17 protein-coding genes and 1 tRNA gene are annotated in these 18,219 nt (G+C 40.6%); 15 read left to right on the top strand and 3 right to left on the bottom strand.

Features of this window, described 5'->3' with window-relative positions:
- Positions 1 to 110 precede the first annotated feature (110 nt).
- The 3 genes from gatD to HWX15_RS09515 form a co-directional block, all read right to left on the bottom strand.
- Positions 111 to 893 carry a lipid II isoglutaminyl synthase subunit GatD gene (gene gatD, locus HWX15_RS09525; protein ID WP_173254849.1) on the bottom strand — a complete coding sequence of 261 codons (783 nt, stop codon included), beginning with the start codon at positions 891 to 893 and terminating at the stop codon, positions 111 to 113.
- Positions 893 to 2,236 (bottom strand): lipid II isoglutaminyl synthase subunit MurT, encoded by a 1,344-nt coding sequence (gene murT / locus HWX15_RS09520; RefSeq protein WP_175880981.1) that lies wholly within the window; start codon positions 2,234 to 2,236, stop codon positions 893 to 895. Before murT ends, gatD begins: the two co-directional genes overlap by 1 nt.
- 98 nt (positions 2,237 to 2,334) lie before the next feature.
- The gene (locus HWX15_RS09515; RefSeq protein ID WP_175880980.1) at positions 2,335 to 3,651 is read right to left on the bottom strand and encodes an FAD-containing oxidoreductase; all 1,317 of its coding nucleotides are present in this window, start codon (positions 3,649 to 3,651) and stop codon (positions 2,335 to 2,337) included.
- 193 nt (positions 3,652 to 3,844) lie between these two features.
- Between HWX15_RS09515 and HWX15_RS09510 the strand changes: the two genes are divergently transcribed.
- The 15 genes from HWX15_RS09510 (at position 3,845) to clpX (ending at position 18,212) form a co-directional block, all read left to right on the top strand.
- The gene (locus tag HWX15_RS09510) at positions 3,845 to 5,071 is read left to right on the top strand and encodes an L-lactate MFS transporter (RefSeq protein WP_175880979.1); all 1,227 of its coding nucleotides are present in this window, start codon (positions 3,845 to 3,847) and stop codon (positions 5,069 to 5,071) included.
- Positions 5,072 to 5,268: 197 nt separating this feature from the next.
- The gene (gene cshA / locus HWX15_RS09505) at positions 5,269 to 6,843 is read left to right on the top strand and encodes a degradosome RNA helicase CshA (protein WP_175880978.1); all 1,575 of its coding nucleotides are present in this window, start codon (positions 5,269 to 5,271) and stop codon (positions 6,841 to 6,843) included.
- A gap of 255 nt (positions 6,844 to 7,098) precedes the next feature.
- Positions 7,099 to 7,887, top strand: coding sequence for a GTP-sensing pleiotropic transcriptional regulator CodY (codY, locus tag HWX15_RS09500; RefSeq protein WP_000940732.1), 789 nt, complete (start codon positions 7,099 to 7,101; stop codon positions 7,885 to 7,887).
- Positions 7,887 to 8,462, top strand: coding sequence for a cysteine hydrolase family protein (locus tag HWX15_RS09495; protein WP_175880977.1), 576 nt, complete (start codon positions 7,887 to 7,889; stop codon positions 8,460 to 8,462). Before codY ends, HWX15_RS09495 begins: the two co-directional genes overlap by 1 nt.
- Before the next feature lie 79 nt (positions 8,463 to 8,541).
- Positions 8,542 to 8,627: transfer RNA gene (locus tag HWX15_RS09490), tRNA-Leu, on the top strand.
- Between the two features lie 282 nt (positions 8,628 to 8,909).
- Positions 8,910 to 10,040, top strand: a complete 1,131-nt coding sequence (locus HWX15_RS09485) for an ABC transporter ATP-binding protein (protein ID WP_000229957.1) — start codon at positions 8,910 to 8,912, stop codon at positions 10,038 to 10,040.
- 272 nt (positions 10,041 to 10,312) lie between these two features.
- On the top strand, positions 10,313 to 10,825 hold the full coding sequence (locus tag HWX15_RS09480; RefSeq protein WP_001049318.1) for an adenine phosphoribosyltransferase: 513 nt from the start codon (positions 10,313 to 10,315) through the stop codon (positions 10,823 to 10,825).
- A gap of 182 nt (positions 10,826 to 11,007) precedes the next feature.
- Positions 11,008 to 11,952 (top strand): homoserine O-acetyltransferase MetA, encoded by a 945-nt coding sequence (metA, locus tag HWX15_RS09475; protein ID WP_175880976.1) that lies wholly within the window; start codon positions 11,008 to 11,010, stop codon positions 11,950 to 11,952.
- An 8-nt stretch (positions 11,953 to 11,960) separates the two neighbouring features.
- The gene (locus HWX15_RS09470; RefSeq protein ID WP_175880975.1) at positions 11,961 to 12,638 is read left to right on the top strand and encodes a DnaD domain-containing protein; all 678 of its coding nucleotides are present in this window, start codon (positions 11,961 to 11,963) and stop codon (positions 12,636 to 12,638) included.
- Between the two features lie 97 nt (positions 12,639 to 12,735).
- A complete protein-coding gene (tpiA, locus tag HWX15_RS09465; RefSeq protein WP_000087893.1) occupies positions 12,736 to 13,494 on the top strand; it encodes a triose-phosphate isomerase in 759 nt (252 codons plus the stop codon).
- Positions 13,495 to 13,527: 33 nt separating this feature from the next.
- The gene (gene lytC, locus HWX15_RS09460; protein ID WP_175880974.1) at positions 13,528 to 15,018 is read left to right on the top strand and encodes a choline binding-anchored murein hydrolase LytC; all 1,491 of its coding nucleotides are present in this window, start codon (positions 13,528 to 13,530) and stop codon (positions 15,016 to 15,018) included.
- A 605-nt stretch (positions 15,019 to 15,623) separates the two neighbouring features.
- Positions 15,624 to 16,142, top strand: coding sequence for a Dps family protein (locus tag HWX15_RS09455; protein ID WP_000229854.1), 519 nt, complete (start codon positions 15,624 to 15,626; stop codon positions 16,140 to 16,142).
- Positions 16,143 to 16,271: 129 nt separating this feature from the next.
- Positions 16,272 to 16,778 (top strand): dihydrofolate reductase, encoded by a 507-nt coding sequence (locus HWX15_RS09450; RefSeq protein ID WP_175880973.1) that lies wholly within the window; start codon positions 16,272 to 16,274, stop codon positions 16,776 to 16,778.
- A complete protein-coding gene (locus tag HWX15_RS09445) occupies positions 16,778 to 16,948 on the top strand; it encodes a hypothetical protein (protein WP_000442276.1) in 171 nt (56 codons plus the stop codon). The genes HWX15_RS09450 and HWX15_RS09445 overlap by 1 nt, the downstream gene beginning before the upstream one ends.
- A gap of 31 nt (positions 16,949 to 16,979) precedes the next feature.
- On the top strand, positions 16,980 to 18,212 hold the full coding sequence (gene clpX, locus HWX15_RS09440; protein ID WP_000106341.1) for an ATP-dependent Clp protease ATP-binding subunit ClpX: 1,233 nt from the start codon (positions 16,980 to 16,982) through the stop codon (positions 18,210 to 18,212).
- Positions 18,213 to 18,219: the final 7 nt, after the last annotated feature.

Here is an 18,219-nt window from a genome sequence, read left to right as displayed (position 1 = left end):
ACCCCTCTATTTTGGCAAAAAAAGAGAGAAAATGCAAGGGAGAAGGGTAAAAGAACAGACAAAAAAACTCCGACAAGATAACGGAGTTCTTTGATATAGTTTCACTTTGTTTAAGAAAAGTCAGCCTTGCTTTTGACGTCGCTGTATTCTTCAGCGATTTCTTGACTGAGAATATCTTCATAGGCAGGGAGTTGGATGTCCTGACCGTATTTCTTCTTGAGAGCAGTGATGACTAGGCGATAAGCTAGATTGGCATTGCGAGAGAGGATAGGTCCGTGGAAGTAGGAACCAAAGACATTCTTATAATGAACCCCTTCGCCGACTTTTTCTTCGTTATTTCCATTTCCATAGACAACCTGTCCCAGTGGTTTTTGGTCATCAGAGAGGAAGGTACGGCCTTGATGATTTTCAAAACCATAGTAGGTTTCATTGAAATCTTCATTATGAATCTTGATGTCACCGATAAAACGGTTATTGGTCTGGTTGAGCGTGTAGTGGCCCATGACCCCTAGTCCTTCGATGCGTTTGCCTGAAGCTTCAATATAATATTGCCCCAATAGTTGGAAACCACCACAGATAGCCAGAACCACACCGTCGTTTTGGATGTAGTTGTCAATGCTCTCTTTTTTAGCAGGTAGGTCGTCTGCAATAATACTTTGTTCAAAGTCTTGGCCGCCACCGAAAAAGGCGATATCATAGTGGTTTTCATCAAAATCATCATGGAGAGAAACGATGTCAACCGTCACATGGGCTCCCAGCTTTTCAGCCACATACTTGAGCATGAGAATGTTTCCATTATCTCCGTAGGTATTCATGAGATTTCCGTAGAGGTGGGCAATGTTGAGCTGATAGGGGTAATTGCCAGCTTTTGAGGAAAGTGAAGTATAAACCATTAGTTCATCTCCTTTCTAACAATCTGACGACTAGCCAGCAGTTCGCGGAATTCCAGCATAGCAGTATAGGTAGCCAGGATATAGGCATGTTTGCAGTCTTGGTTCTCAATTGTTTTGAGAACTTGTTCTAGACTACTTGTTTCAGTGATTTTATCAGCTGGATAGCCTGTCACTCGGAGACGGCGTGCGATTTCAGAATGACGAACACCGCCAGCGTTGATTTCGGGAATGTCCATGTCAGTGATTTGTTCAAAATCAGCATCCCAGATCCAGCTGGTGTCAATACCGTCTGCATAGTTAGCGTTAAGAAGAACAGATAGACTAAATGGATAAGGAGCTAGTTTGATCATTTCGATAGCTTGGGTCGCACCGACTGGATTTTTAATCAAGACGAGGGTACATTCCTTGTCACCGATATGGAAGGTTTCTTGGCGTCCAAAGACTGCACGGCTCTTATCAAATCCCTGCTTGATGAGTTGTGAATCTGCACCAAGGAAACGGGCGATAGCAACCGCAGCTAGGGCGTTGTAGATATTGTAAAGACCACCGATTTGAATACCGTATTCTTGACCGTCAATGACAAAGCGTGAGCGATTGTTGGTCAACTCAACCAAGTCTGTCAAGCGATAGTCCAGATCAGGACGTTTACATCCGCAGCCTTCACAGATATAGGCACCCAAGTTTGCATAGGTATTATGCTCATATTTGAGGATTCCTTGGCAGTCAGGACAGAGAATTCCTTCGGTATTATAGTGAGCCAGCTGGGCTGGACCTTTCTCCAAGTCAAAACCAAAATATTTTACAGGATTTGGAATAGCTGGCTTGTAGAAAAGTGGACTGTCTCCATTAAGGAGAACAGTGGCAGTAGGCACCTTACGAATAGCATCCAAAATCATCTTGTAAGTTGTGTAAATCTCACCATAGCGGTCCATCTGGTCACGGAAGATATTAGTGATAACAAATAAGCTTGGCTGGATATAGTCGCAGATACGAGATAGACTGGCTTCATCGATTTCTAGAACGGCAATATTTTTCCCAGTTTTTGAAGATTTGGCTGTTAAGAAGGTTGTAGCAATTCCTGTAATCATGTTGGCACCGCTTGGGTTGGTCAGAACTTGACCATAAACCTCTTTTAAAATACCGACAGTGAGGGCAGTTGTTAGGGTTTTTCCATTTGTTCCAGTGACCACGACAATCTCGTAGTTCTTAGCTAGGTTTTGTAAAATATCTTTATCAAATTGAAGGGCGACTTTTCCTGGGAGCGTACTTCCTCGGCCAAGACGGCTTAAAACGAAGTGGGAAGAGCGCCCAGCAAGAAGGCCCAAAGTAGTTTTTAAGTTCATGTTTCTATTATATCACAAAAGAGGGAAAAGACAGATTTGGTGTTTCGCAGAAGCAAAAACAGCCCGAAGAGGGCTGTTCGATACGATTAAATCTCAACTTAAATCGCAAACAAGTCATTCAAGTTCTCAGCCAAGGTTGGGTGAGTGAAGATTTGTTTTGTGAAGTAAGTGTAAGGAATCTTGTTGTCCATAGCAACAGTGATGATGTTGATGATTTCTTGAGAACCTTCTGAGAAGATGCTTGCTCCAAGAATTTCTTTTGTTTCAGTATTAACAACAGCTTTGAAAGCTCCGCGAAGATCTCCGTTTACGTGACCACGAGGCATTGCTGCAACAGGGATTTCTTTCACTGCGTATGGAAGTTTCAAATCAGCCGCTTGGCTTTCAGTCAAACCAACTTGTGAAAGTGCAGGTGTGATGAACATAGTATTTGGCACATTGAGACGGTCTTCAAGTGTGTAGCTGCCATCTCCAGCAAGGTAGCTGTAAACAACACGGAAGTCATCAAGTGAAATGTAAGTAAATTGAAGGCCACCGTTGACATCTCCAACTGCAAAGACACCAGGAACGTTTGTTTGACAATGTTTGTCTACTTTAATAGCACCACGTTCAGTTAGTTCAATATCTGTATTTTCAAGTTGAAGTGGTTCTACATTTGGTTTGCGTCCAGTTGCGTAGAGAAGGGCATCGAAACGGTAAGTTTCATTTTCAGTTACGACAAGGACTTGGTCACCATCGTTTTTAATTTCAGTAGTACGGATATTTTGAAGCAATTCAATACCGTCTTCTTCCATGTATTGTTTAGCAAGAGCTGCGATGGAAGGTTCTGCACGAGGTAGGAATGTATCCAAGGCATCTAGGACTGTAACCTTGCTTCCAAGTTTGTTGTAAAGACCGGCAAATTCAAGACCGATATTTCCACCACCAAGGACTCCAAGATTTTCAGGCAATTTGTCCAAGTTTTGGATACCTGTTGAGTCAAAAACGTTCTTGCTTGTAGCAAGTCCAGGGATTGGCAAGACGTTTGAAACAGCACCAGTGTTGATGACGATTGTTTCAGCAGTCAGTTCTTTCTTTTCATCACCAGCTTGGATTTCGATGACTTTATTTGAAAGGAAGTGAGCTTCCGCATCAAAGATATCTACGCCTGTACCAGCAACAGTCGCATAGTTTTTACCGTTAAGGCGACCAGTGATCGTGTTTTTGGTAGCAATGACTTCTTCAAAAGATAAGTTCTTCTCAGCAGCAACTAGCAAAGTCTTAGTTGGGATACAACCAATGTTGATACAAGTTCCACCGTACATAGCTTTGCTACGTTCAACGAGGGCAACTTTTTTACCAGCTGAAGCCAATTTACCTGCTAGTGTTTTACCAGCTTTACCAAATCCGATAACGATTAAATCATAAGTTAACATTTAGAGTTCCTCCTATTCGCATTTCATTCTAGCACAAGAAAAAAACTTTTGCACAATTCTGCTACGAAAAAGACAGAAAAAGATAAAAACGCTTTCCAGACAAAAAACTAGTAATTTTTTGACAAGCTTGATAAACTAAAATCCTATCTATTTTTATATAAGATAGAATAAATGTTCGAAAATAGGAGGTTTTATGAAATCGAATCGTTATATTATTGCCTTTGCTGGGGTCATTTTACACTTAATGCTGGGTTCGACTTATGCTTGGAGTGTTTATCGCAACCCTATTATTGAAAAAACGGGATGGGATCAGGCTTCTGTTGCCTTTGCCTTTAGTCTAGCAATCTTTTGTTTGGGCTTATCGGCTGCATTTATGGGGCGTTTGGTAGAAAAATTTGGTCCGAGAGTCATGGGGAGTCTATCTGCCTTTCTATACGCAGGTGGAAATATCTTAACAGGATTTGCAATAGACCGTCAGGAACTGTGGTTGTTGTATCTCGCTTATGGTATTTTAGGTGGGCTTGGTTTGGGAGCCGGCTATATTACTCCTGTGTCAACGATTATAAAATGGTTTCCTGATAAACGTGGTCTCGCAACAGGTTTAGCGATTATGGGGTTTGGTTTTGCTTCTCTATTGACTAGTCCCATAGCGCAACATCTTATCGCAGGGGTAGGGCTTGTAGAAACTTTTTATATTTTAGGTGCAAGTTACTTTATTATCATGCTCCTAGCTTCACAATTCATTAAGCGTCCAAATGAGCAAGAGCTTGCAAGTTTATCTGTTTCAGGGAAAGAAAAAACAGACTCTCTGACGCAAGGGATGACTGCAAATCAGGCTCTAAAAAGCAATCGGTTTTATATGCTTTGGATTATTTTCTTTATCAACATAGCTTGTGGTTTAGGCTTAATTTCAGCGGCATCGCCAATGGCACAGGAGATGGCTGGCTTGTCTACAAGTCATGCAGCAGTAATGGTGGGTGTTTTGGGGATTTTCAATGGATTTGGTCGCTTGCTCTGGGCGAGCTTATCTGACTATATCGGTCGCCCCCTAACCTTTAGTATATTACTGCTTGTCAATCTTTTCTTTTCTCTCTCACTTTGGCTCTTTACAGATTCCGTTTTATTTGTAGTCGCTATGTCTATTTTGATGACTTGCTATGGAGCTGGTTTTTCATTGATTCCAGCTTATCTCAGTGATATTTTTGGAACCAAGGAATTGGCCGCTCTGCATGGTTATATTTTAACAGCTTGGGCAATGGCTGGTTTAGCAGGACCTATTTTATTAGCAGAGACTTATAAAATGGCTCATTCTTACACACAAACCTTGTTCGTTTTTATCATTTTATATAGTATCGCCTTGGCTTTGTCTTATTATCTAGGTCGTTCCATCAAAAAGGAAAGTCAAAAACCGCTTACATGATTTTCTGTAGAAATGGGGCTATCTTTTGCTCAGGTCTTGTGTTATACTAGATAGGTTGCAAAGAAAACAGTACTTTTCTTTTGTGGAAAAGAAGCAACACGATTTTGTATCCAGTATATGAAAATACGTCATAAAAAGAAAAGTATACACTAAGCCCTATAGGGTGGCTTCGCACCACCTTTAGAAAGAAGAAAAACGTGAAATTTAATGAATTAAACTTGTCTGCTGATTTGCTAGCAGAGATTGAAAAAGCTGGTTTTGTAGAAGCCAGTCCGATCCAAGAACAAACCATTCCCTTGGCCCTGGAAGGCAAGGACGTTATCGGTCAAGCTCAGACTGGTACAGGAAAAACTGCAGCCTTTGGCTTGCCTACCCTTGAAAAAATCCGTACAGAAGAAGGGACTATCCAAGCCTTGGTCATCGCTCCAACTCGTGAACTAGCTGTCCAAAGTCAAGAGGAACTCTTCCGCTTTGGTCGTAGTAAGGGAGTCAAGGTTCGCTCAGTATATGGTGGATCAAGCATCGAAAAACAAATTAAGGCTCTTAAATCTGGTGCCCATATCGTGGTGGGAACTCCTGGTCGCCTCTTAGACTTGATCAAACGCAAGGCCTTGAAATTACAAGATATTGAAACGCTTATCCTTGACGAAGCGGATGAAATGCTCAACATGGGCTTTCTTGAAGATATTGAAGCCATTATCTCCCGTGTCCCTGAAAGCCGTCAAACTTTGCTTTTCTCAGCAACTATGCCAGATGCCATCAAACGTATCGGTGTTCAGTTTATGAAAGAACCTGAGCATGTCAAGATTGCTGCTAAGGAATTGACCACAGAATTGGTTGACCAGTACTATATCCGTGTCAAGGAACAAGAAAAATTTGACACCATGACTCGTCTCATGGATGTGGAGCAACCTGAGCTTGCTATCGTATTTGGTCGTACCAAACGTCGTGTGGATGAATTGACTCGTGGTTTGAAAATCCGTGGCTTCCGTGCAGAAGGAATTCATGGTGATTTGGACCAAAACAAACGTCTTCGTGTCCTTCGTGACTTTAAAAATGGCAATCTTGATGTTTTGGTTGCGACAGACGTTGCAGCGCGTGGCTTGGATATTTCAGGTGTGACCCATGTCTATAACTACGATATTCCACAAGATCCTGAAAGTTATGTTCACCGTATCGGTCGTACAGGTCGTGCTGGTAAGTCAGGTCAATCGATTACTTTTGTTGCTCCAAATGAAATGGGCTATCTCCAAATCATTGAAAACTTGACTAAGAAACGCATGAAAGGTCTCAAGCCTGCAAGTGCAGAAGAAGCCTTCCAAGCAAAAAAACACGTAGCTCTCAAGAAAATTGAACGTGATTTTGCAGATGAGACTATCCGTGCTAACTTTGAGAAATTTGGTAAGGATGCTCGTAAGCTAGCTGCCGAATTTACTCCAGAAGAATTGGCTATGTATATCTTGAGTCTGACTGTTCAAGACCCAGATAGTCTTCCTGAAGTGGAGATTGCGCGTGAAAAACCACTGCCATTTAAACCATCAGGTAATGGCTTCGGTGGTAAAGCTAAGGGAGGTCGTCGTGGAGATGACCGTCGTGATAATCGCAGAGGAGACAACCGTCGTGGTGGTCGCCGTGATGATTTCAAAAAAGGAAGTCGTGGCAATGATCGTTTTGATAAGGAAAAACGTTACCGTAAGGATAATAAAAAACCACGCAATACTTCAAGCGAAAAGAAAACAGGCTTTGTTATTCGTAACAAGGGCGATAAATAAGAAAAAGCGGTTCAAAATGAATCGCTTTTGTTATATAAGGAGACCGAATGTGAAAAAAGATAAATAAAATTGTTGTATTATCTTTTTATAATGTTATGATACACAAAAATAGGCAGCTTGTCAATAGAAAAGGGAAAATTTAATTAAAAATATTCTTGTTTTTAAAAATTGCAAGTCAATAAGGAATTTTCAGATAATTATTGAAAAAGAGACGTTTTTATGTTATAATGATAGCGATTAAATTCGAGGTGAAAAATGGCACATTTATTAGAAAAAACAAGAAAAATTACATCAATTTTGAAGCGCTCAGAGGAGCAGTTGCAGGATGAGCTGCCTTACAACGCTATTACGCGTCAGTTAGCGGATATTATTCATTGCAATGCCTGCATTATCAATAGTAAGGGACGTCTGCTTGGCTATTTTATGCGTTATAAAACAAATACAGATCGCGTAGAGCAATTCTTCCAAACTAAGATCTTCCCAGATGACTACGTTCAAGGGGCTAATATGATTTACGAAACAGAAGCAAACTTGCCTGTTGAGCATGATATGAGTATTTTCCCTGTTGAGAGTAGAGACGATTTTCCAGATGGCTTGACGACTATTGCACCGATTCATGTATCGGGGATTCGTCTTGGTTCTTTGATTATTTGGCGTAATGATAAGAAATTCGAAGATGAAGACTTGATCCTTGTTGAGATTGCCAGTACCGTTGTTGGGATTCAGCTTCTTAACTTCCAGCGTGAAGAAGATGAGAAAAATATCCGTCGCCGTACTGCTGTTACCATGGCGGTTAATACCCTTTCTTACTCCGAACTCCGTGCTGTTTCAGCAATTTTAGGAGAATTAAATGGAAATGAAGGGCAGTTAACTGCGTCTGTAATTGCAGACCGTATTGGAATTACCCGCTCTGTGATTGTCAATGCCCTTCGTAAACTTGAGTCCGCTGGGATTATTGAAAGTCGCTCGCTTGGAATGAAGGGAACCTATCTTAAGGTCTTGATTTCAGATATTTTTGAAGAAGTGAAGAAAAGAGATTACTAATGACTAAGGCTTTGATTTCGATTGACTATACGGAAGATTTTGTTGCTGATAGTGGTAAATTGACAGCAGGGGCTCCAGCTCAGGCTATTTCGGATGCCATTAGCAAGGTGACTCGGTTAGCTTTTGAACGCGGAGATTACATCTTCTTTAACATTGATGCGCACGAGGAAAATGATTGTTTCCATCCAGAAAGTAAACTATTCCCTCCTCATAATCTGATTGGGACGAGCGGACGGAATTTATATGGAGATTTGGGGACCTTTTATCAAGAGCATGGTTCAGACAGTCGTGTCTTTTGGATGGATAAACGCCATTACTCAGCTTTTTCAGGGACTGACCTGGATATCCGTTTGAGAGAGCGTCGAATTTCTACCGTTATCTTAACAGGTGTCTTGACGGATATCTGTGTCCTACATACAGCTATAGATGCCTATAATCTAGGATATGACATCGAGATTGTTAAACCAGCTGTTGCTTCCATCTGGCCTGAAAATCATCAATTTGCCCTAGGTCATTTCAAAAACACACTTGGAGCTAAGTTAGTAGATGAAAATCTAAATGAAATTTTAGAGTAATTTGGTTAATGAAATGAAAAAATTTGAAAAAAGTGTTGACAAGTATCCCAAAAGTTGATATACTAGTAAAGTAATCGACGCGGGGATGGCGGAATTGGCAGACGCGCAGGACTAAGGATCCTGTGACCGCTTTAGGTCGTGAGGGTTCAAGTCCCTCTCTCCGCATAGGATAAGAGTTAGCTTAGGCTAGCTCTTTTGTATTTCTCTAAAAAATTGGAATCCAGTCAAATGTAGTGGAAAATCAGCGAAAATATGGGAAAGCTAATCTTTGTTTCTGCTTTTGTCATAGAAGAATAATAAAGATTATCTTTTTCAAATTCTCCGATCTTCTCTAAAGTTTTGTGCAAGTTGCACAGAACTTTTTTATTTTTTTGGTCATCTTGCCATAGAAATGTAAAGCGTTTTCATCTATAATATAATTATCAAAAGACAAAAGGAGTTCACCTCATGGTAGAATTAAATCTTAAAAATATTTACAAAAAATATCCAAACAGCGAACACTATTCAGTTGAAGATTTCAACTTGAACATCAAAGATAAAGAATTTATCGTTTTCGTAGGACCTTCAGGATGTGGTAAATCAACAACTCTTCGTATGATTGCTGGTCTTGAAGACATCACAGAAGGTACTGCATCTATTGATGGCGTGGTTGTCAACGACGTAGCTCCAAAAGACCGCGACATCGCCATGGTATTCCAAAACTACGCTCTTTACCCACACATGACTGTTTACGATAACATGGCTTTCGGTTTGAAATTGCGTAAATACAGCAAGGAAGATATCGATAAACGTGTGCAAGAAGCAGCTGAAATCCTTGGATTGAAAGAATTCTTGGAACGTAAACCAGCTGACCTTTCAGGTGGTCAACGTCAACGTGTTGCCATGGGGCGTGCAATTGTCCGCGATGCAAAAGTGTTCTTGATGGACGAACCTTTGTCAAACTTGGATGCTAAACTTCGTGTATCAATGCGTGCTGAAATTGCGAAAATCCACCGTCGTATCGGAGCTACAACTATCTACGTAACTCACGACCAAACAGAAGCGATGACACTTGCAGACCGTATCGTTATCATGTCAGCAACTAAGAACCCTGCTGGTACAGGTACTATCGGACGTGTTGAACAAATCGGTACTCCTCAAGAAGTTTACAAAAACCCAGTTAATAAATTCGTAGCAGGATTCATCGGAAGCCCAGCAATGAACTTCATCAACGTGAAATTGGTTGGAAGCGAAATTATTTCTGATGGTTTCCGTTTGAAAGTTCCAGAAGGAGCATTGAAAGTTCTTCGCGAAAAAGGCTACGAAGGTAAAGAGTTGATTTTCGGTATCCGTCCAGAAGATGTGAATGCAGAACCTGCTTTCCTTGAAACATTCCCAGACTGTGTTGTAAAAGCGACTATCTCTGTATCAGAACTGCTTGGTTCAGAATCTCACCTTTACTGCCAAGTTGGTAAAGACGAATTTGTTGCTAAAGTTGATGCTCGTGACTACTTGCAGACAGGTGCAACAGTTGAGCTTGGATTTGACTTGAACAAAGCACACTTCTTTGATGTAGAAACTGAAAAAACAGTCTATTAAAATAAATAAAATTCAAAGCACTACAAGAAAAGATATCTCTTTATCAATTGTAGTGGAGAGATATCAGTTAATCTAGGGAGAGAAACAAAATGCTTCTCTCCTTTTTGTTAGGGAAGTCATATTATGCATCTATCTTGTGATACTCCTTGAATAAAAATGGTCATCTTGTTTGGCTTATAGGGTGATTAGCAGATGAAATATTGTTTTCTCTTTCTTCTTTACTAGAAAATATGGTATAATAGGGAGTAAAAAACTTTGAAAGAAAGAAAAAGATGAATTTAAAAGATTACATTGCAACAATTGAAAATTATCCGAAGGAAGGGATTACTTTTCGTGATATCAGTCCTTTGATGGCTGATGGAAATGCTTATAGCTATGCTGTTCGTGAAATCGTTCAGTATGCTACTGACAAGAAAATCGACATGATCGTAGGGCCTGAGGCTCGTGGATTTATCGTGGGCTGTCCAGTTGCCTTTGAGTTGGGAATTGGTTTTGCTCCTGTTCGTAAGCCAGGAAAATTACCACGCGAAGTCATTTCTGCTGACTATGAAAAAGAGTACGGTGTTGATACCTTGACTATGCATGCTGATGCCATCAAGCCAGGTCAACGTGTTCTGATCGTAGATGACCTCTTGGCAACAGGTGGAACTGTTAAGGCAACTATCGAAATGATTGAAAAACTTGGTGGTGTTGTAGCGGGTTGTGCCTTCCTTGTTGAATTGGATGAATTGAACGGTCGTGAAAAAATCGGTGACTACGATTACAAAGTTTTGATGCATTATTAATGAAAAACAGTCCCTAGGGCTGTTTTCTCTACATTAGGATATAAAAATAGACTATAGCTAGTTAGAGAAAAACTATAATTGAAAACTATATCTTCTTGCAGTATAATAAAAGGACTAGGTGTTTGAGATTTGGCTTCAAACATATGCAATGATTCCTGAAAGAATACAGTTAGGAGAGGGTTATGCCGATTCGAATTGATAAAAAATTGCCAGCTGTTGAGATTTTACGGACAGAGAATATCTTTGTCATGGATGATCAACGTGCGGCCCACCAAGATATCCGTCCTTTGAAGATTTTAATCTTAAATCTCATGCCACAGAAAATGGTCACAGAAACCCAGCTGTTGCGCCATTTGGCCAATACGCCCTTGCAACTGGATATTGATTTTCTCTATATGGAAAGCCATCGTTCTAAGACAACTCGTTCAGAGCACATGGAGACCTTTTATAAAACTTTTCCTGAAGTTAAGGATGAGTATTTTGATGGCATGATTATCACGGGTGCTCCAGTTGAGCATTTACCATTTGAGGAAGTGGACTATTGGGAGGAATTTAGCCAGGTGCTTGAGTGGTCCAAGACCCATGTCTATTCGACCCTTCATATCTGTTGGGGGGCTCAGGCTGGGCTTTATCTGCGCTATGGTGTAGAAAAATACCAGATGGACAGTAAGCTATCAGGTATTTATCCTCAGGATACTTTAAAAGAAGGGCACCTTCTCTTTAGAGGCTTTGATGATAGCTATGTATCCCCTCATTCTCGGCATACGGAGATTTCTAAGGAAGAGATTCTGAATAAGACCAATCTCGAGATTTTATCAGAGGGACCTCAGGTTGGGGTTTCGATTTTGGCTAGTCGGGATTTGCGTGAAATTTATAGTTTTGGGCATTTGGAATATGACCGTGATACCTTGGCAAAAGAGTATTTCAGAGATTGTGATGCAGGTTTAGCTCCTCATATTCCAGAAAATTATTTTAAGGATGATGATGTTAATCAGACGCCTTGTCTTTGTTGGTCTTCATCGGCAGCCCTCTTTTTCAGTAACTGGGTGAACTATGCGGTCTATCAGGAGACGCCTTTTGACTGGAGAAAAATAGAAGATGATGCATCCGCATTTGGGTATTTATAAGAGGAATTATGACATATTTAGACGCTTTTAAATCAGGGAACTTGGTTTTACCGAGTACCCTGCTCTTGCATTTTAAGGAACTCTTTCCTTCCAGCGATGATTTTCTGGTCTGGCAATTTTTCTATTTGCAAAATACGACAGGTTTGGAAGAAATGTCGCCCAGCCAGATTGCTGAAAGGATTGGAAAGGAAATTTCGGATGTCAACCAGTCCATCTCTAATCTGACGGAGAGGGGACTGCTTCAGTACCGTACTATCGAATTAAATGGTGAAATCGAATTGCTTTTTGATGCTAGTTTGACTTTGGAACGTTTGGATGATTTGCTTGGAGTCACTCATTCGAGTTCAGACCAGTTGACACCTCAAAATCAGCTCAAAGATTTGGTAGAAACCTTCCAACAGGAGTTGGGACGCTTGTTGACACCTTTTGAGATTGAGGATTTGACCAAGACACTAAAGGAAGATGAAACCAGTGCTGACTTGATTAAGGAAGCTCTTCGTGAAGCTGTTTTAAATGGAAAAGCAAACTGGAAGTACATTCAGGCGATTTTGAGAAACTGGCGCCATGAAGGTATCAAAAGTGTGGCTCAAATTGAGGCTAAGCGGGCAGAAAGAGAAGCAAGCAATCCTCAGTTGACACAGGTATCTGCAGATTTCAGAAATGCCATGGATCTCTGGAAGGATTAATCGTTGGCAGCAGGCTTGAAATTCGAGTAAGATTTGCAAGCTGTGTTTAATTGTGATAAAATAAATAGAAAATAAATTGAAAAAAGAGGTATGTGAAATGTCACGTAAACCATTTATCGCTGGTAACTGGAAAATGAACAAAAATCCAGAAGAAGCTAAAGCATTCGTTGAAGCAGTTGCATCAAAACTTCCTTCATCAGATCTTGTTGAAGCAGGTATCGCTGCTCCAGCTCTTGATTTGACAACTGTTCTTGCTGCTGCAAAAGGTTCAAACCTTAAAGTTGCTGCTCAAAACTGCTATTTTGAAAATGCAGGTGCTTTCACTGGTGAAACTAGCCCACAAGTTTTGAAAGAAATCGGTACTGACTACGTTGTTATCGGTCACTCAGAACGCCGTGACTACTTCCATGAAACTGACGAAGATATCAACAAAAAAGCAAAAGCAATCTTTGCAAACGGTATGCTTCCAATCATCTGTTGTGGTGAGTCACTTGAAACTTACGAAGCTGGTAAAGCTGCTGAATTCGTAGGTGCTCAAGTATCTGCTGCACTGGCTGGATTGACTGCTGAACAAGTTGCTGCATCAGTTATCGCTTATGAGCCAATCTGGGCTATCGGTACTGGTAAATCAGCTTCACAAGACGATGCACAAAAAATGTGTAAAGTTGTTCGTGACGTTGTAGCTGCTGACTTCGGTCAAGAAGTTGCGGACAAAGTTCGTGTTCAATACGGTGGTTCTGTTAAACCTGAGAACGTTGCTTCATACATGGCTTGTCCAGACGTTGACGGTGCCCTTGTAGGTGGTGCGTCACTTGAAGCTGAAAGCTTCTTGGCTTTGCTTGACTTTGTAAAATAATCAGTAGCAAAAGCTAGGTGGAACAGCATTCAGGTGCCTGTTCCATTTTTTATAGGAGAGGAAAGATTGAAAACAAAAATTGTATGTATAGGGCTAGCAAGTCTCTGCTTACTTGGCGCAAGAGTTTCAGGAATTGCGGCAGATGAAACAAGTGGAAGCACAGTTTCAGAAAAATCTAGTCTATCAACAGGGACTTCATCAACTAGTAGCAATGAACAGAGAAACAGTGTCTCTGCCCACTGGGATGGGGATTATTATGTAAAGGCTGATGGTTCTAAAGCACAAAGTGAATGGATTTTTGACAACTACTATAAGGCTTGGTTTTATATTAAGTCAGATGGTCGTTACGCGCAGAATGAATGGCATGGAAATTACTACCTGAAATCAGGTGGCTATATGGCCCAAAACGAGTGGCTTTATGATAATAATTACAAGAGTTGGTTTTATCTCAAGTCAGATGGGGCTTATGCTCATCAAGAATGGCAATTGATTGGAAATAAGTGGTATTACTTCAAGGAGTGGGGTTACATGGCTAAAAGCCAATGGCAAGGAAGTTATTTCTTGAATGGTCAAGGTGCCATGATGCAAAATGAATGGCTTTATGATCCGGCTTATTCTGCTTATTTTTATCTAAAATCCGATGGAACTTATGCCAACCAAGAGTGGCAAAAAGTGGGTGGCAAATGGTACTATTTCAAGAAGTGGGGCTATATGGCTCGGAATGAGTGGCAAGGCAACTACTATTTGACTGGAAGTGGTGCCATGGCGACTGACGAAGTGATTATGGATGGTGCTCGCTATATCTTTGCGGCCTCTGGTGAGCTCAAAGAAAAGAAAGATTTAAATGTCGGCTGGGTTCACAGAGATGGTAAACGCTATTTCTTTAATAATAGAGAAGAGCAAGTGGGAACCGAACATGCTAAGAAAGTCATTGATATTAGTGAGCACAATGGTCGTATCAATGATTGGAAAAAGGTTATTGATGAAAATGAAGTAGATGGTGTCATTGTTCGTTTGGGCTATAGTGGAACTGAGGACAAGGAATTGGCTCATAATATTAAGGAGTTAAACCGTCTTGGAATTCCTTACGGTGTTTACCTTTATACTTATGCTGAAAATGAGACCGATGCTGAGAATGATGCTAATCAAACCATTGAACTCTTGAAAAAATACAAGATGAACTTGTCTTACCCTATCTACTACGATGTTGAGAACTGGGAATATGGCAATAAGACCAAGAGGGCTCCAAGTGATACTGGAACCTGGGTCAAGATTATCAACAAATATATGGCAACAATGAAGCAGGCGGGTTATCAAAATGTGTATGTCTATAGCTATCGTAGTTTATTACAGACGCGTTTAAAACACCCAGATATTTTAAAACATGTAAACTGGGTAGCGGCCTATACCAATGCTTTAGAATGGGAAAACCCTCATTATTCAGGAGAAAAAGGTTGGCAATATACCTCTTCTGAATACATGAAAGGAATCCAAGGGCGCGTAGATGTCAGCGTTTGGTATTAAGCGATGATTTGAAAGAGGGATGTGATACTAGCACCCTCTTTTTCTTTGTTTTATGATAGTTTATCCTCGAGTAAATTCAAGAACTTGCTCGGAAATGAAGTTTATGTTTATATAGTATATTGAAGTTAGAATAGTACACCTTGACTTCTAAAACATTGTTAGAAATTGATTTGACTATCCTAATCAATTCGTCTTATTCTTATTTCATTTTACTATAGATTGAATATAGACCAGGACATTGCGGTTGCTAAAACATTTTTAGAAATTCATTTGTCTTTCCTAATCGACTTGGTTCCCTCTTATTTCAATCTATTATAGTCTTGGGGAATTTCTTCAAACCACATCAGCGTGCTCAGTTCTACCTGCGACCTCAAAACTTGTGCTTTGGTCAAGATGGGTTTGGCTTCCTAGTTTGCTGATGGATTTCCATGGACTATAAGCATCCAGACCTCTTTTTCGTCTTCTAAAGAATTCTTAAATTATCAGTCTATTGCAACTTTTCTCATGTGGGTCATTTGGCTTGCTATTATCTTTCCTTAGTAGTATACTAAGGTAGTAATCATTAAGAAGTGGTTACATAAAAATAATGAATGAGGTAAAATAAAATGGTAGAATTGAAAAAAGAAGCAGCAAAAGATGTCGCAACATTAACAAAAGCAGCGCCAGTAGCATTGGCAAAAACAAAGGAAGTTTTGAATCAAGCAGTAGCAGATTTGTATGTAGCGCATATTGCTCTTCATCAAGTGCACTGGTACATGCGTGGACGCGGCTTTATGGTATGGCATCCAAAAATGGATGAGTACATGGATGCTCTTGATGGTCATTTAGATGAAATCAGCGAACGCTTGATCACACTTGGTGGAAGCCCATTCTCTACTTTGACAGAGTTCCTTCAAAACAGTGAAATCGAAGAAGAAGCTGGTGAATACCGTAATGTTGAAGAAAGCTTGGAACGTGTTCTAGCTATTTATCGCTACCTCATCACTCTTTTCCAAAAAGCGTTGGATGTGACTGACGAAGAAGGCGATGATGTTACAAACGATATTTTTGTTGGTGCTAAGGCTGAACTTGAGAAAACAGTTTGGATGCTTGCCGCAGAACTTGGACAAGCACCTGGTTTGTAAGAAACAAGACAACATAGATAAATCTGTAGGAAATTTCTTACAGATTTTTTCTATTTTGTAAGCTATTCCAAACCAGTCTTTTTTTGAGTTTTTTGATAAAATAGTACTATCAGTGAAAAGGATGGAAGCATGACTAAGAAAATCGTAGCTATTTGGGCCCAGGATGAAGAGGGTGTGATTGGTAAGGACAATCGTCTGCCTTGGCATTTGCCAGCAGAACTACAACACTTTAAAGAAACAACTCTGAATCATGCTATCTTGATGGGGCGGGTAACCTTTGATGGAATGGGGCGTCGCTTGCTTCCACAACGGGAGACCCTGATTTTGACGCGTAATCCGGAAGAAAAGATAGATGGGGTTGCTACTTTTCAGGACGTCCAGTCTGTTCTCGACTGGTATCAGACTCAAGAAAAGAATCTCTACATTCTCGGTGGGAAGCAGATTTTTCAGGCTTTTGAGTCCTATTTGGATGAAGTGATTGTCACTCACATTCATGCTCGGGTGGAGGGAGATACCTATTTTCCTGAGGAGTTTGACTTATCTCTTTTTGAGACAGTTTCAAGCAAATTTTACGCCAAAGATGAGAAAAATCCTTATGATTTTACCATCCAATACCGCAAGAGAAAGGAAGTCTAATGGAACGGAGTTTATTTGGTTTATTCACGGCTTTTCTGTGTTTCATCTGCCTTCTGGCAGGAGCACAGGCTTTTCGTAAAAAGCGTTACGGGCTTTCTATCCTCCTTTGGTTAAATGCCTTTACCAATCTGGTCAATAGTATTCATGCCTTTTACATGACCTTATTTTAGATAGAATGACAGTATAGAATGGAAGGAAATCATGTCTACAAATAGAAAAAATGATATGATGGTTTATTGCTCATTTTGTGGCAAAAACCAAGAAGAAGTACAAAAAATAATCGCTGGCAACAATGCTTTTATTTGTAATGAATGCGTGGAGTTAGCTCAAGAAATCATTCGAGAAGAATTGGTTGAGGAAGTCTTGGCAGACTTGTCTGAGGTGCCAAAACCAATTGAACTCCTCCATATCTTGAACCACTATGTAATCGGTCAAGATCGTGCCAAACGTGCTTTAGCAGTAGCAGTATACAACCACTACAAACGCATCAATTTCCACGATACGCGTGAAGAGTCAGAAGATGTGGATTTGCAGAAGTCAAACATTTTGATGATTGGGCCAACTGGTTCAGGGAAAACTTTCCTTGCCCAGACCTTGGCTAAGAGCCTAAATGTGCCTTTTGCGATTGCGGATGCAACAGCTCTGACGGAGGCTGGTTATGTAGGTGAGGACGTGGAAAATATCCTCCTCAAACTCCTGCAGGCCGCTGACTTTAATATCGAGCGTGCAGAGCGTGGCATTATCTACGTGGATGAAATTGACAAGATCGCCAAGAAGAGTGAGAACGTGTCTATCACACGTGATGTTTCTGGTGAAGGGGTGCAACAAGCCCTTCTCAAGATTATCGAGGGAACTGTTGCCAGCGTACCGCCTCAAGGCGGACGCAAACATCCGCAACAAGAGATGATTCAAGTGGATACCAAGAACATTCTCTTCATCGTGGGTGGTGCCTTTGATGGTATTGAAGAAATTGTCAAACAACGTCTGGGTGAAAAGGTTATCGGCTTTGGTCAAAATAACAAGGCGATTGATGAAAATAGCTCTTACATGCAAGAAATCATCGCAGAAGATATTCAAAAATTCGGGATTATCCCTGAGTTGATTGGACGCTTGCCAGTCTTTGCTGCTCTTGAGCAATTGACGGTCGATGACTTGGTTCGCATCTTGAAAGAGCCAAGAAATGCCTTGGTCAAACAATACCAAACCTTGCTTTCTTATGATGATGTTGAATTAGAATTTGATGACGAAGCCCTTCAAGAAATTGCTAATAAAGCCATAGAACGGAAGACAGGGGCGCGTGGACTTCGCTCCATCATAGAAGAAACCATGCTAGATGTCATGTTTGAAGTACCGAGTCAGGAAAATGTGAAATTGGTTCGCATCACAAAAGAAGCTGTCGATGGAACGGATAAACCAATCCTAGAAACAGCCTAGAGGTGAC

Origin of the sequence: Streptococcus thalassemiae (assembly GCF_903645285.1) — a bacterium.
In the GTDB taxonomy this organism is placed as follows: domain Bacteria; phylum Bacillota; class Bacilli; order Lactobacillales; family Streptococcaceae; genus Streptococcus; species Streptococcus thalassemiae.
The sequence above is the reverse complement of the archived record's forward strand: the minus strand, read 5'-3'. Positions and strand labels throughout refer to the sequence as shown.